Source organism: Natronogracilivirga saccharolytica, from assembly GCF_017921895.1.
Classification (GTDB): Bacteria; Bacteroidota; Rhodothermia; order Balneolales; family Natronogracilivirgulaceae; genus Natronogracilivirga; species Natronogracilivirga saccharolytica.
The window spans coordinates 209,851-224,896 of sequence record NZ_JAFIDN010000005.1 but is presented as its reverse complement, the minus strand read 5'-3'; the positions used below and the strand labels follow the sequence as shown (position 1 = coordinate 224,896).

Sequence of the window (15,046 nt, the reverse complement as noted above, 5' to 3'; positions counted from 1 at the left end):
TACCCGATCTGCTAAACGTGATTTGGTGAAAATTGTCATCCGGCAAAAGCCTGACCCGTCAGGAAGAGCCCGGTCCGGGTTTACCAGATCCGGACCCGCTTTTCCTCTTCACGGTACATTTCATCGCCCGGGGAGACATCAAAGGCTTCATAGAACTCCGGCATGTTGGACAGTACCCCGATGACCCGGTATTTGCCGGGGGAATGGGGGCCGGTCATAAGCTGCTGGCGAAGGGCTTCGTCCCGGAACTTGATCCGCCAGACTTGTCCCCAGCCCATGAAGAACCGCTGTTCACCGGTGAAACCGTCAATGACGGGCGATTCTTCACCATCCAGAGAATTCATGTAGGCACGATAGGCGACATTGACACCGCCCAGATCGGCAATGTTCTCTCCAAGGGCAAGCGCACCATTGATATTCATGTCATCGACCGGATTATATTCATTGTACTGATCGATCATCAACTGGGCTCGTTTTTCAAACTGCTCTTCATCCTCGTCGGTCCACCAGTCACGCAGGTTGCCGTCGCCGTCAGACCGCCGGCCCTGATCGTCAAACCCATGAGTAATTTCGTGTCCGATGACAGCTCCGATGCCGCCATAATTGACTGCATCTTCCGCTTCCACATCGAAAAACGGTGGCTGCAGAATTCCAGCCGGGAAGACAATTTCGTTGAGTGATACACTATAATAGGCATTGACCGTCTGAGGTGTCATACCCCACTCTTCGGGATCCACTTCCTCGCCGAGACGGCCGATGTTACGCTCGTATTCACAAACCGCTGCACGACGCATATTGCCCATCAGATCATCGGGCTGAATCTCGACACAATCATAATCCCGCCAGACTTCCGGATAGCCGATTTTGGCATTGAAGTTATCCAGTTTGTTGAGGGCCTCTTCTTTGGTTTCGTCGGTCATCCATTCAAGCTCTTTGATCGACTCTTCAAAAGCCACCGTCAGGTTATCGATCATTTCATCCATCCGCGCACTGGCCTCTTCAGGAAAGTGACGGTCGATGTACTTTTTACCGACAAGAAAGCCAAGGGCGCTTTCCGTTGCCGATACTGCCCGGCGCTCCCTGCTTCGCTGCTCAGGCTGACCACTCAGAACACGGCCGTAGAAATCGAAATGGGCATCTGCAAACTCACTGCTCAGATTGGAGGCAGCTTGCCGGATGAGATGGAACCTGAGATAGGTTTTCCAGTCTTCGAGATCGATTTCCTGCCACAGTTCGGAAAGGTTTTCGAGATAGCTGGGCTGGCGAACCACAATTTCGTCGATTTCATCCAGCTGAGCCTGATCGAGGAACAGCTTCCAGTCAATCGCAGGGGCCAGTTCGGTTAGTTCATCCAGGCTCTTCTTGTTGTAGGTGGCCTGCCGGTCCCGGTTTTCCACTCTGGTCCAGTGAATTTCGGCAATGCTCGTCTCCAGGTCAAGAATGCGTTCAGCCGCTTCTTCTCCGCCTTCCCATCGGGCAGCATCCCAGATTCTGGAAATATAGTTTTTGTACTGCTGCAGCAACTGCTGCGACCGCTCGTCATCGTTAAGGTAAAAATCGCGATCAGGCAGACCGAGGCCCGACTGTCCGGAATAGGTTATGTACTGATCGGATTTCTTCAGGTCCTGTGCGACCGAAACCGAAAAGGGTGCGCCAAAACGGTAGGGCTGATAGTGTCCCCAGAATGCGAGCAAGCCCTGATGTGAGGAGAGGGTATCAATATTTTGAAACTCCTCTTCAAGCGGTGACAAACCGGCTTCTTCAATTCTGACGGTATCTTTGAATGAGCGGAACATGTCACCGATTTTCTGATTGTCGGATCCGAATTCAGCCTCTTCTTCTGCAAGTTCGGTTATGATTTCCAGAACCTGCTGCTCCGCCGTTTCCCGGAGTTCGTCAAAACTGCCCCAGCGGGATCTGTCTGACGGGATTTCGGTTTCTTCGAGCCAACGGCCATTGACAAAGCGGTAGAAATTATCATGGGGCGGAACCTCCGGATCCATGTTTTCCCGGTTGATGCCGGAGCCAAGCTCGGATGCATCGGGAATCAGGTCCTCCGGCCGGTTTTCTTCCGGCTGCTCTTCGGTATCTTCCCGGGACTCTGACTCGATAGAATCAGCCGTTTCAGGGCTGCATCCGCTGAGCAGGATAAAAACAGATGTGATCAGTGCTATACTTCTAATATCTGTTACCATAGTAATGATTTTGATGAAAAGGGTTTGTAAATCCGCTAAAGATAATGATTGTGGGCATACGGATGTGTTAGAATATGTGAATATCCGGGCAGGGTAATCAAAAGCAGCAATTTCTGCGCTGGTGGTGATTGCCGGATGCCGGAATTGAGGTTGTGTCGTCAAGCCGTTCGGGAAACGCTTTGTGCTTCAGGCATCAAGGAAGTTTTCCGGTGAGTACATACTGCATGATTTCCACAACCTGCCCGGGTTCGCGGGCCACCGCGTTGGCCGCTTCATCGACCTCTTTCAATGCGTGATCGAGTTCCTCGGGATGAACAGTTATTACCGGTTTGCCCAGTGCGGCTGCATAACCGGCATCAAAAGCAGCATTCCATTGGCGGTACGTTTCGCCGAACTTGACAACAACAACATCGGCCTGCTTTATGAGCGTCCGGTTGCGGATGGCGTTGATGCCGGCACCCTTGCGGTCTTTCCAGAAGGAAGATTCCTCTTCGCCCAGAATGGCCACACCGCAATTGTCGCTGGCTTCATGGTCAATAGCAGGACCCGTGCACAGTACAGGCATGTTGCGCTCGTTGATCATTTCAATGAGTTGCGTGCGCCAGTCAGAATGAATTTCACCGGCGAGATAGATGGTCCAGTTCATATGTTATGTTTAGTTATACAGGTGATTGATTTTGTCTGCAAACGAATATGAGACCAAAAGAGTATTCATGTGCCGTGCATAAGCACACTTTGGCGGTATTTTTTCTGCATCATACAAATAAGTGGAATGTTAACGGGAACGTATGGAATTATATACGCTTAGAGAAAGTTGTTGTGCCTGTGTAAATCCTCTTTATCATTTTTTTCAGGAATTTTTTCGGATTATGTGTTATTCTGTTTCGCCGTTAGTACGGATAAAAGGGGCCGGATTTGTCCGCAATAACACCTGCTCCGGGACTGCAAAACTTGTTGCAGGATTTTTTGCAGGAATTTTGATCACAGAATCACAACGGATTCAAACGCAGATAACCTTATGGAAAGCAGAAAGATATTTCTGAACGAATCAGAAAAACCGACACACTGGTATAACATCGCGGCAGACATGCCAAACAAGCCGCAGCCACCGCTGAATCCTGCCACCAGAAAGCCGGCGGGACCCGATGACCTTTCTCCCATTTTTCCAATGGGACTCATCCAGCAGGAGGTCTCAACCGAAAAAATGATTGAAATTCCGGATGAGGTGCAGGATATCTACAATATCTGGCGTCCGTCGCCTCTGTATCGTGCACGCGGACTCGAGAAGGCACTCGATGCACCCGTAAAAATTTACTACAAGTACGAAGGTGTCAGCCCGAGCGGATCTCACAAACCGAACACCGCTGTTGCCCAGGCCTATTACAACAAGCAGGAGGGCGTCAAAAAAGTGATCACAGAGACCGGCGCCGGACAATGGGGCACGGCTCTCGCCTTTGCCTGCACACAACTCGGACTGGATTGTGAAGTGTACATGGTACGGATCAGCTATGATCAGAAGCCGTACCGCAAGATTATGATGAATACCTTCGGGGCGGATGTATTTCCGTCGCCGAGCAACCGTACTCAGGCGGGCCGCAACGTGCTGGCTGAAGATCCCGGGTCATCCGGTAGTCTTGGAATTGCCATTTCGGAGGCCATCGAAATGGCTCTGAAGGATGAAACCAACAAATATGCACTGGGTTCGGTGCTGAACCATGTACTTCTCCATCAGACGGTCATCGGGCAGGAAGCGGAAAAGCAGCTTGAAATCGCCGGTGACTATCCGGATGTCATCATCGCACCGCTTGGAGGCGGGTCGAATTTTGCCGGAATCTCATTTCCCTTTATTGGCAAAAACATCACCGAAGGTAAAAATACAAGGTGCATCGCCGTAGAACCGGCATCCTGCCCCAAGCTTACGCAGGGCGAATTTCTCTATGATCATGGCGACTCTGCCGGGTACACCCCCTTGCTGCCCATGTACACTCTCGGTCATAATTTTCGTCCGGCTGCCATCCATGCCGGAGGTTTGCGTTATCATGGCGCAAGTGTCCTCTGCAGCCAGCTGCTAAAGGATAATTTGATCGAAGCCGTTGCTCTGCAGCAGCTTGAGTGTTTCCGGGCCGGCATTACATTCGCACAGTCAGAGGGAATCATTGCGGCACCGGAAGCGACTCACGCCGTAGCCCAGGTCATCCGCGAAGCGGAACAGGCCAAAAAAGAAGGAACGCAGAAGACCATCCTGTTCAACATGTGCGGACACGGATTTGTCGACATGAAAGCGTACGAGGATTATTTTGAGGGCGTTCTTTCCGACCACACATTCAGTGACAATGAGCTGAAGACCGGGCTTGAAGAAATTCGCGGATTGCAGCCTTAGCAGCCGGCCGGTTGTGGAGCGGACATCCGGCCTAAAGGTAAGGCAAACGGAAACCTCTATTTTTTGAAATAGACAAAAATCCGTCCGTGATTTTTGCTGTCTTTGTCGATCCGGTGGTACTGAGATTTGATTTCCGGCTGCTCCAGAAATTTAAGCACACGTTTTTTCAGCTGGCCGCTGCCTTTGCCGGGGATGATTTCCACTGTCTTGATCTTCTTCTCAACAGCCTCTTCAATAATATTATTCAGTTCCTGATCGATCAGGTGCCCCTTGTTGTAAATATCGTGCAGGTCAAGTTTGAGTTTGGCCATGGCAGGGTGTCGGGTTACAGAAAGCAGTTACGTCTATCGCAGCTGTAGAATATATCAAGCAGTAACTCAAATTGTAACAATGCTTCATGTTATTTGCAAACCTGACGGCGTGAATTTGCAGCCAGTGAAAAGCATCAGTGTAGAATAAAACCCCGGCAGCCTGGACAGCATTTCATCATTTCAGGAAAGGATTTTTCAGGTAACTGAAAGACAGGCGGATATAAAAAAAGGGTATCCCCGTAAGAAGGAATACCCTTTTTGCAATAATTCAGAGGTTTATCACCTCTGTTCTCAATCCGGGTGCTACTTCAACAGTGTCATGGTTCGTGATACGACACCGTTTCCGGTATGAAGTTGGTAAATATAGATACCGCTTGAAAGCGAGCCGGCATCAAAGGTCACCGTATGTGAACCGGAGCTGAGTGACTCGTTCACCAGTGTGGCAACCTTCTGACCGAGTGCATTGTAAACCTTCAGACTGACGATACCGGATTCTTCAGGAATGTCAAATGAGATGGTGGTAGTCGGATTGAAGGGGTTCGGATAATTTTGATTCAGGCTGACTGCCACAGGCCTTTCTGAGATCTGATCAGCACCGGTATCCTGAGGCGGCTGATCTCCGAAAACGTCATTGGTTTCGGTATCCCCAGTAACCATGAGCTGGCGGTTAGGGTCACCCGCCCATTCTTCACCGCTCCAGCCGGTTTCGCCTTCTGCAACCCAGAAGTATTTGTATTCAATTTCTCCCTCGAGAATCGGAATGGTCAATGTGTGATAGTCAGAACCATCTTCTACTATTTCCATTCTGTAATCTTCAACTGAACCGGGCTCTGCCCAGCCTGCCATGCTGCCGGATACGTAAACGACATGATTATCGGGATTGAAGCCGTCGGCACCGGACATATCCACATTAAAGGTCACATCATGGTACACGGCATCGTCGGTGACAACAAGTAAGACATTGTCAACCAAAAAATCCATTTCACCATCCCATATGCCAAACTTCATGCCAAAAATGAGATTTTGTTCTCCTTCACCTTCAACAGTAAATATGCCGTCACCAACGCATCCGTCTTCTGTGAAAGTACCGTCAACTCCGGGGCCGCAGCCATCCCAGGTATTGAATCCGGAAAAGGCAATACCTTCTCCCCAGTCTTCCCCGGCTTCAGGAACCCGGTCAGATATGGCGATTTCACCCCAGAAATTATCCAGTCCCCCATGATCTTTGAAAGCGCCATCGAAGGAATAGGTTTTACCGCCTTCCAGAGTTACCTCCTGCCAGAACAGGATGCTGCCGTGAGGAGTAACCGAGGCGACACGCAGGGCGCCGCCATCACCGTGAGCGGGTGTGGCATCCGTGTAATTGAACTCATACTCGGGATGATCTGCCTCGGATCCTCCCACAAGCGTAACATTCCAATAATCTTCATTCTCCATATCTGCTCCCTGGAGAACATTATCCTGTCCCAGTGCCGCTCCTGTCAGGAAAAGCGAAAAGGAAACAAGAAGCGTGAACTTGTATACATTTTTCATAGTGATGGATTTGTAGTTATTAAATAAGGATGAAGCATCCTTTTTAGGATGACACGATTGATAAAGCATACCCCCAAACAAGATTTTACATAACCTGGGAGATGCGAAACAGGGGTTTGTATGACAGTGATTTTTGTAATTTGCGGGGCGGGCGTTTTGATTATAATTGCCGGTTTGTGAAAAAGTTTTAACTTGTTGTTTCAGTTGGTATCGGTTTTGCGATATTATTTAAACTGATTGCGCGCTGCCAGGGGCGTGTCGATATGACAACATGTCAGAGGTTTGTTCAGGTTTGTGTCCAAAAGTAAAATTTCCAGATAGCAGCCATGGCTCGCGGAGACTCAGATAAGCTCTTTACCCGTATACGAAATGATGACGCTGAGGCATTCCGGATGCTGTTTGACCAGTGGTATGCTTCGCTTTGCCAGCATGCCATTACCTTTGTCCGGGATAAGCAATGTGCCGAGGATATAGTTCAGGATCTTTTTATCACACTCTGGAATAACCGGAAAAGCATATCCATAACTGTTTCTGTCAGGAGTTATCTATTTCGCTCCACGCGCAACCGAAGCCTTAATTATTTAAGAGACAACCGGCGGTTTAATCTGGATCGCCTTGATTTGGAGGATGACATGCCGGGAGATGAAACGGAACCGGAACTTGAAGCCGACGAACACGATCAGGCAATGCGCAGCCTTCACGGTCTGGCGTTGCAGGCGATCAGGGAATTGCCGGAACGATGCCGCTTGATATTCAATATGAGCCGGAATACCGAACTGACGAATAAAGAAATTGCTCAAAAGCTCGGCCTGTCTGAAAAAACCGTTGAAAACCAAATAACGATAGCATTGAAGAAGCTTCGGATGAACCTTGGTCCGCACCTGGACAAAATTTTAATAATAACATGCAGTGTGCTGCTGCATCTGTTTCAGTTTGTATGAACCTGCATCTGTGATTGGGGGTAAGTCCGTCCGGCCGTGTCCTGATGGTGTGTTAACCTGACAAAATCGCTGAGCAGCTATTACATTATTTCACCTGCAGTTGCAGCGATCAGTTCAAATTAACTACCTTCCAAACCTAATTTATTACTTATGAAGGCTGAAAATAACGTATTTACAAGACTGCTTTTGTTTCCGGCGGCGCTGCTTGCAGCAGCAAGCTGGCTGACCGTTTCCTGCCAGAATGAAAGTCCGTCCATGGACGCATCTGTTTGGATAACAAGTGCTGACAAGTCTTTTTTATTTGAGGAGCAGGAACAAAAGATCTCGTTTTCGGAAATTAATACGCAGAGGGGGGATGGTGATATCACCGAAATTGCCTTGAATCCGGAGCAGACCTATCAGGAAATGGATGGTTTCGGTTATACCTTAACTGGTGGAAGTGCATTATGGCTCTCTGAAATGAGTGATCAGGCCCGGTCTGAGCTGCTGAGAGAATTATTTACTACTGATGAGCAGGGAATTGGTGTCAGTTATTTGCGGGTGAGTATCGGTGCTTCTGATCTCGATCCGCATGTTTTTTCCTACAGCGATCTTGAGAAGGGAGAAACGGATACGGAAATGGAGCACTTTACCCTGGACCCCGACCGCAAGTACCTGATTCCAATGCTGAAAGAAATTCTGGAGCTGGCACCTGACATCCCCATTTTGGGCTCACCCTGGTCGCCGCCGGTGTGGATGAAAAGCAATCAGCATTCAATTGGCGGAAGCCTGCTCCCGGAATTTTATGATGCCTATGCGCTTTATTTCGTGAGGTATGTTCAGAAAATGAAAAAGGAGGGGATCCGCATAGATGCCATCACCGTACAGAACGAGCCGCTCCATCCGGGAAACAACCCGAGCCTGCTGATGAAAGCGGATGAACAGGCTGAATTTATAAAGAATCATCTTGGTCCGGCTTTTGAAGAACATGACATTGATACAAAAATTATTATTTACGATCACAACCTTGACCGTATCGACTACCCTCTGGATGTCCTTGGTGATGCTGAGGCGGCTCAATATGTAGACGGAACGGCCTTTCATTTGTATGGCGGGGAAATTGAATCAATGAGCAAGGTGCACGAACAATACCCTGAGAAAAAGCTCTATTTTACAGAGCAATGGGTTGGTGCCAACAGTGAGTTTTCAGAGAACCTGCCCTGGCATATGCAAAATCTCATGATAGGCGCTCCCCGTAACTGGAGCAGGAATGTCCTGCAATGGAATATGGTTTCGAATCCGGATCTTGAGCCGCATACCGACGGTGGCTGCACACTATGTCTCGGGGCCATCACGATCGACGGCGATGAGGTGACCCGTAATGACGCCTATTATTTCATAGCACATGCCTCAAAATTCGTGCATCCGGGATCGGTGCGGATTTACTCCACTGATACTGAGGAACTGCCCAATGTAGCATTCAGGCGGCCAGACGGCGGCACAGTTTTAATTATGTACAATCCGGCTGAAACTGTTTCAGAGTTCCGGTTGACCAGTGAAGGAAAAAGCGCCCTGGCTGAAATCCCGCCGCAGAGCGCAGCTACCATCGTGTGGGGAATTAAATAATTTTTGGGGGGATTACGGCAATTCCGTGTCTTCCCGGAAACGGAACGAAGCAATAGAATGAAAAAAAGTGAGCACATACCCTGGAGTCTGATTCATAAAGCCTTGAAAGATTCATTAGATGATCGTGAACAGAAGCTGCTTGATGAGTGGCTTGCTGAATCAGAATCCAACCGGAAAGCATTTAAAAAGATCAGTCTGGCCTGGAATGTAGCCAGCTCGGATCTTTCCAATAAATTCAATCCCGATGAGCAGGCAGCATGGGATCGCATTGTCAGCAGCACAGATCTGAAAGAGTTTCAGAATAAGGAGAAAGCAAACGCGAACGCCAGAAAGACCAGCGTACTCTTTTTTATTCGCAATGCGGCAGCCATACTGTTTCTCCCGCTGGTCATTACCACAGCGGTTCTGTTTGTGCGATACGGAGATACAATGGAATCAGCTATTGTATCGGTACAGACAGAAATGGGACAACGCTCACAGTTTATGCTGGCAGACAGTACCCGGGTCTGGCTGAACTCCGATTCACGACTCACTCATGCCGCCGGCGATTATAAAGGAGAAACCAGATTACAACTCGAGGGTGAGGCTTATTTCGAGTCTCCGGAAAGCAGGGCCGGAAATCTGGTGGTGTCCACGTCACACATGGATGTGCAGGTTACGGGTACAGCGTTTAATGTGAGGGCTTATCCCGATGAGAACAGCATTGAAACCGTGCTCGAAAGAGGGGGTGTGAAACTCCTGAATTCAAACCTGAATGGTTCGGCGGAAAAGCTTGCCGCACTGTCACCAGGCCAGCGGGCTGTTTACGACAAGTCAAATGATATGCTGGAAATTTCAGATATCAATACCATGGAGTACACAGCCTGGAGAAATGGTGTCCTGGTCTTCCGGAACGCTACTTTTGATGAGCTGGCCAATCGCCTTGAAATGTGGTTTGATGTTGAGATTTCTTATGACATCGACAAGTTTAACGATACCGAATACAGCGGCACTTTCCGGAATCGTGAAAACATTGACCAGGTACTGGAAGCCATAAAAAGTACTACTCCTTTTGAATACAGGACTGAAAACAACAAAGTAATTATTAAGTAGCAGAACGATCGAAGCAAAGCACGACGAATGGAATCCTCGGATCCATAAATTATTGTAAGTGATATTTCTGCAGTTCCTGGCGGTTTCTGCACGGCAAAAATATCTGTTTACCGGTTTCCTCATGCAGCACAACTGTGTCCCGATGTGGAAGCCCTTTCATACAATGTAAACTCATTACTTAAAAACACAGGTGTACGCATGGATGCAAGTTACTTTTACCGGGCCTTCCGCATCATTTCAGACAATTTGACGCTCTGGAAGTACATGAAGAGGTTGCTCATTGCTGCATTTTTTATGCATGCAATCACTCCTGTTTTTGCTGACGCGGCAGCTCAGGAGCATCAGGTTACGATCATAACGGATCAGATCAGTCCGCTTGATGCCATGAAAATAATCGAAGAAGAAACAGATTACAGTTTCTTTTACCGGAACGTTGATCTTGAATCCGCTCCATCGGTTTCAGTGCATGTTGAAGATGGTTCGGTAGAAGAACTGCTCCAGCAGCTTTTCACCGATCTGGATGTCAGTTACGCGATTAATGGTAACATGATCGTGATAAACGGGGCTGCCAATGCCGCAGAGGCACCTGCTCCGAATCAGGAAAGCCAGAATCACCGCGTAACCGGACAAGTCACAGATGCTGCCACCGGTGAGCCGCTCGTTGGAGCTACCATAGCGGTAAGGGATGAAACCATCGGAACCGTCACCAACCAGCAGGGTGAGTTCAGTCTGACCGTTCCGGGCGCCGATGCCGTTCTGGAAATAACCTATGTCGGATTTGTATCGATGGCCGTACCGGTAGACGGACAGTCGGAGATCACGATTGAACTGAGTGAAGATGTTCTGTGGATGGATGATGTTGTAGTCGTCGGATACGGGACAGAGCGAATTCGGGATCTGAGTACCGCTGTTTCTGTTGTTCGTATGGATGAGGTGGGCAGAACGCCGATCACCGATGTAAGTCAGGCCATTCAGGGCCGTGCGGCCGGGGTACAGGTAAGCCAGCCTTCAGGCAAACCGGGAACCGGCCTGACGGTAAGGGTCAGGGGGTCTACTTCCGTGCAGGCCGGCAATGAGCCTCTGTATGTTGTGGACGGAGTGCCGACAAATAACATTCAGAATCTCAATCCCAACGATATTGCTTCCCTTCAAATCCTGAAAGATGCATCTTCTGCCGCCATTTACGGGTCAAGAGGCGCAAACGGGGTAGTTTTGATAACAACCAAGCGGGGACGGGAAGGCGAGTCCACAGTCAATTTTCAGACCAACTTTGGTTTTTCCGACCTGCCCATACAGATGGATGCACTGAATACCGCCCAGTATCGTGAACTGATGACCGAAATATCCGGGCCGGGCACCGTACCGGAATCCATAACAACGGATACGGACTGGATGGACAAGACCTTCGGAACCGGAGCCTACCAGGATTATCAGCTTTCAACATCCGGCGGAACCGACTTCATGCAGTATTACCTTTCTTTGGGATATCTGAGTGAAGAGGGTATCGTCAGTCCGGCCTCAAATGAACGTTACAATTTCAGGGTGAACCTGGATAATCAAATTCGCAGCTGGTTCAAGGTATCCACCAATTTGTCGTACTCAAGAAGGGAGAGAAGAGACACCGAGGACAGTCAGAGTGTCGCGAGAGGAGGTACCATTCTCAGCTCCATCAACACCCCACCGTTCCTTGAAGTCTGGAGCACGGATCCTGAAAGGAGCGGCCAGTTTATGCCCAACCCCTATCAGCCATCGTGGGAAAATCCGCTCGCCTATATGTCACGGGCCGGCTGGGACAGAAGTGACCGGTTGTCAGGAAACGTCATATTCAATGTGAATCTGCACGAAAATGTGCTTTGGAGAACCAATTTCGGAGTCGACCATAACCGATGGAACTGGTATCAGTTCATTGATCCGATTCAGACCTCCTTCGGCCGCCAGGAGAACGGACAGGCTACCGATAACGAAAACCGGGAGTACAACTGGCTGCTTGAAAACACACTGGCCTACGATTTTGAACTTGGCAATCACAGCTTCGGAACCCTTGGCGGGTTTACCATGCAGCATAACCGATGGGATCAGAATTACATAAGCGTCAATGACTTCCCGTCCAACACGTCAGTTCAGACACTGAATGTCGCCAATCAGATTATCAACGCCGGTACAGTGGCCGCTGACTGGGCGCTGATATCATTCCTCGGCCGGGTGAGTTATAACTACCAGAGCCGCTATATCATATCTTCGACGATCAGGTATGACGGGTCTTCGAAGCTTGCCGAGGGCAACCGTTGGGGAGTCTTTCCTTCGGTTTCCGCTGCCTGGCGTGTCACCGGGGAGTCTTTCATGAATGGAGTGGATTTTCTTGACGACCTGAAAATTCGTGCCGGCTGGGGTGTGACCGGGAATCAGGAAGGAATTGGCAATTATGCTTCGTATGGCTTGTTCGGCACCAGCAGGCGCCCTCCGACCCAGCCGCTGTCAGGACCTTCCATGTTCCGGACCAGTTTTGAAAACCGGGATCTGAAATGGGAAACAACAACGCAAACCAATGTTGGTCTGGACATCATGGCATTTGACGGCCGGATTACCTTTTCAGCCGATGCCTATCTGAAGAAAACCGATGATCTCCTGCTCAATGTGGTGGTTCCACGCATCGGGTCCGCAGACTATATTACCCGAAATGACGGAAAAATGGAAAATCGCGGCCTCGAATTTGTTGTCGAAACAAGAAACATCACCGGCAACAGGTTTCAGTGGGATACCGGGTTTAACATTTCATTCAACCGGAATGAGGTTACTGAGCTTGGTTTGAATCAGGTATATGATTACGCACAGATTTATTCCAACAATGAAAATGTGATCCGCATGGAGCCGGGTATGAGTTTGGGAACATTCTACGGCTATATTTCGGACGGGGTCAATCCGGAAACCGGAATGATTGAGTATCGTGACCTGACCGGAACGGGTACAATAACTGCTGCAGACCGAACGGTAATCGGAAATGCGCAGCCTGATTTTATCTATGGAATGACAAATACGTTCCGTTACCGCGGATTCGAGCTGATGGTATTTCTGCAGGGAGTGCAGGGCAACGATATTTATAATGCATCCCGGATTGATACTGAGGGAATGTTCGATCACAGAAATCAGTCGACGGAGGTGCTCGACCGCTGGAGGGAGCCGGGTGATGTTACCGATATTCCAAGGGCAACTTCAAGCATGGAAAATGTGAGAAATTCCACCCGGTTTGTTGAGGACGGGTCCTACCTGCGTATTAAAACACTGACGCTTTCTTATTCGCTTCCCTACCGCTGGATAAGCCCGCTGAGGATGAGCAACCTCACGGTCTTCGGGACAGGCCAGAATCTATACACATTCACAGGCTACAGCGGTTTTGATCCGGAAGTAAATGCCTACGGGACCAGCGGTGTCGAGCTGGGCGTTGATTACGGTACCTATCCCCAGTCCCGAACCATCATATTCGGATTTAATATTGATTTATAATAACGTGAGTCAGCCATGAAAAATGTAATTGCAACCATACTTGCCTTTTTACTGTGTGTGCCGCTGGTGACATCCTGCGATGATTTTCTGACCAGAGAGCCACTTTCAAATTTTTCCAATGAAGATCTCGGTGTAGACGAAACCGATATTGATGAAAGGAGCTATTCTGCTGGTGAAATCGAAAGTCTTCTTGGCGGAGCATATAACGATTTTAAATCAGAATACTTTCAGCTGGATTACTATCTCATTGGTGATGCCCAGTCAGATAATGCTCACGCCGGAGCTGATAACCCTGCCATGTTTGAGATGGAAGAGTGGCGTGTATCGGCTACGAATGAAGTTGTCGAGCGCGACTGGGGATACCTCTATGGCATGATATCCAAAACCAACACGGTAATCGAGCATATCGACAAAGTATCAGGGCTTACTGATAATCAGCGCGACAGAATCCTTGGAGAGGCTTCTTTCATCAGAGCCTGGGCCTACTTTGATGTTGCCAGGTTATGGGAAAACATTCCGATTATTACCAGGGATGTCTCAGGAATTCATGCTGGTAACATCGAAGAAGTGTATGAAGTGATGTACCCGTCGCCCAGCACACCTGAAGAGGCTTACGAATTGATCTTGAGCGACCTGGAAACCGCCTTGCCCCGGGTGAGCTCAACGGCTCCTGACAAAGGGTATGCAACTACCGGAGCGGTACAGGGGTTAACAGCGAGAGTCCATGCCGAGTTGGGCAACTGGTCGGAAGTGGTGACAGCCGCCGGTCAGGTAATGAACGGCAATTACTCGCTGCTGCCGGATTATGATGCGCTTTGGGACGGGTCCGCAGAGAACTCAAATGAAGCAATTTTTGAGGTTAACTACTACGGATCTGATACCGGAGGTAACTGGGGTGTATTCATGTTCCAGGGTACCGACTGGAAAAAGTTCAATACACCGACCTGGGATCTGGTTCAGGCGTTTGAAGTTGAAGGAGATGACATTCGCCTGAACTCATCGGTCCGGTTCCGGGATGTCAGCGGGCTCTGGACAGACCGGCACTGGGATGTGAGCAATTATCCTTTCGTCAACAAATATCGTAATACAACCGGCTCACAAAATTTTATTCTGATGCGCCTTGCAGATATTATGCTGCTGAAAGCCGAAGCATACGCCAGAATGGATCAGGTTGGTCCGGCCATGGATCTTGTGAATGAAGTTCGTGCCCGCGTTGACCTGCCGCAAGTGTCGGCATCCGGATCGGAAGAGGCACTGGACCTGGTGCTTCATGAACGCCGGCTGGAACTGGCATTTGAAGGTCACAGGTACTTCGACCTGAAGCGTTCAGGCCGGGCACTGGAGATCATGAGCAATTTGCGCGGTGCAGACGGCAGTCTTCTTGATTATGATGTTGCTGAATTTAAACTGGTCTGGCCAATACCTCAGACAGAACTGGACAGAAATCCGCAACTTGAACAAAATGTAGGCTTTTGAAATAAGGAGTAA

General features: G+C 49.2%; 10 protein-coding genes. 6 read left to right on the top strand and 4 right to left on the bottom strand.

Features of this window, described 5'->3' with window-relative positions; translation table 11 throughout:
• Positions 1–80: 80 nt before the first annotated feature.
• Both NATSA_RS08490 and NATSA_RS08485 read right to left on the bottom strand, forming a co-directional pair.
• Positions 81–2,195 carry a M13 family metallopeptidase gene (locus NATSA_RS08490; protein WP_210511635.1) on the bottom strand — a complete coding sequence of 705 codons (2,115 nt, stop codon included), beginning with the start codon at positions 2,193–2,195 and terminating at the stop codon, positions 81–83.
• Positions 2,196–2,388: 193 nt separating this feature from the next.
• The gene (locus tag NATSA_RS08485; protein WP_210511633.1) at positions 2,389–2,841 is read right to left on the bottom strand and encodes a YtoQ family protein; all 453 of its coding nucleotides are present in this window, start codon (positions 2,839–2,841) and stop codon (positions 2,389–2,391) included.
• 372 nt (positions 2,842–3,213) lie between these two features.
• On the opposite strand from NATSA_RS08485, the gene NATSA_RS08480 reads away from it, so the two are divergent.
• Positions 3,214–4,575 (top strand): TrpB-like pyridoxal phosphate-dependent enzyme, encoded by a 1,362-nt coding sequence (locus NATSA_RS08480; RefSeq protein ID WP_210511631.1) that lies wholly within the window; start codon positions 3,214–3,216, stop codon positions 4,573–4,575.
• 56 nt (positions 4,576–4,631) lie between these two features.
• Here NATSA_RS08480 and NATSA_RS08475 read toward each other — a convergent pair whose 3' ends face one another.
• Both NATSA_RS08475 and NATSA_RS08470 read right to left on the bottom strand, forming a co-directional pair.
• The gene (locus NATSA_RS08475; RefSeq protein WP_210511629.1) at positions 4,632–4,886 is read right to left on the bottom strand and encodes a Smr/MutS family protein; all 255 of its coding nucleotides are present in this window, start codon (positions 4,884–4,886) and stop codon (positions 4,632–4,634) included.
• Between the two features lie 303 nt (positions 4,887–5,189).
• Positions 5,190–6,419 (bottom strand): T9SS type A sorting domain-containing protein, encoded by a 1,230-nt coding sequence (locus tag NATSA_RS08470; protein ID WP_246481753.1) that lies wholly within the window; start codon positions 6,417–6,419, stop codon positions 5,190–5,192.
• Between the two features lie 326 nt (positions 6,420–6,745).
• Here NATSA_RS08470 and NATSA_RS08465 point away from each other — a divergent pair, with 326 nt between their 5' ends.
• The 5 genes from NATSA_RS08465 (at position 6,746) to NATSA_RS08445 (ending at position 15,034) form a co-directional block, all read left to right on the top strand.
• Positions 6,746–7,360, top strand: coding sequence for an RNA polymerase sigma-70 factor (locus tag NATSA_RS08465; protein ID WP_210511625.1), 615 nt, complete (start codon positions 6,746–6,748; stop codon positions 7,358–7,360).
• Positions 7,361–7,510: 150 nt separating this feature from the next.
• Entirely contained in the window at positions 7,511–8,965 is a 1,455-nt protein-coding gene (locus tag NATSA_RS08460; RefSeq protein WP_210511624.1) for a glycoside hydrolase family 30 protein, read from the top strand.
• Between the two features lie 57 nt (positions 8,966–9,022).
• Positions 9,023–10,057, top strand: coding sequence for a FecR family protein (locus tag NATSA_RS08455; RefSeq protein ID WP_210511622.1), 1,035 nt, complete (start codon positions 9,023–9,025; stop codon positions 10,055–10,057).
• A gap of 198 nt (positions 10,058–10,255) precedes the next feature.
• Positions 10,256–13,558, top strand: coding sequence for a TonB-dependent receptor (locus NATSA_RS08450; RefSeq protein ID WP_210511620.1), 3,303 nt, complete (start codon positions 10,256–10,258; stop codon positions 13,556–13,558).
• Between the two features lie 15 nt (positions 13,559–13,573).
• Positions 13,574–15,034, top strand: coding sequence for a RagB/SusD family nutrient uptake outer membrane protein (locus tag NATSA_RS08445; RefSeq protein WP_210511618.1), 1,461 nt, complete (start codon positions 13,574–13,576; stop codon positions 15,032–15,034).
• The last annotated feature ends 12 nt before the right edge of the window (positions 15,035–15,046 follow it).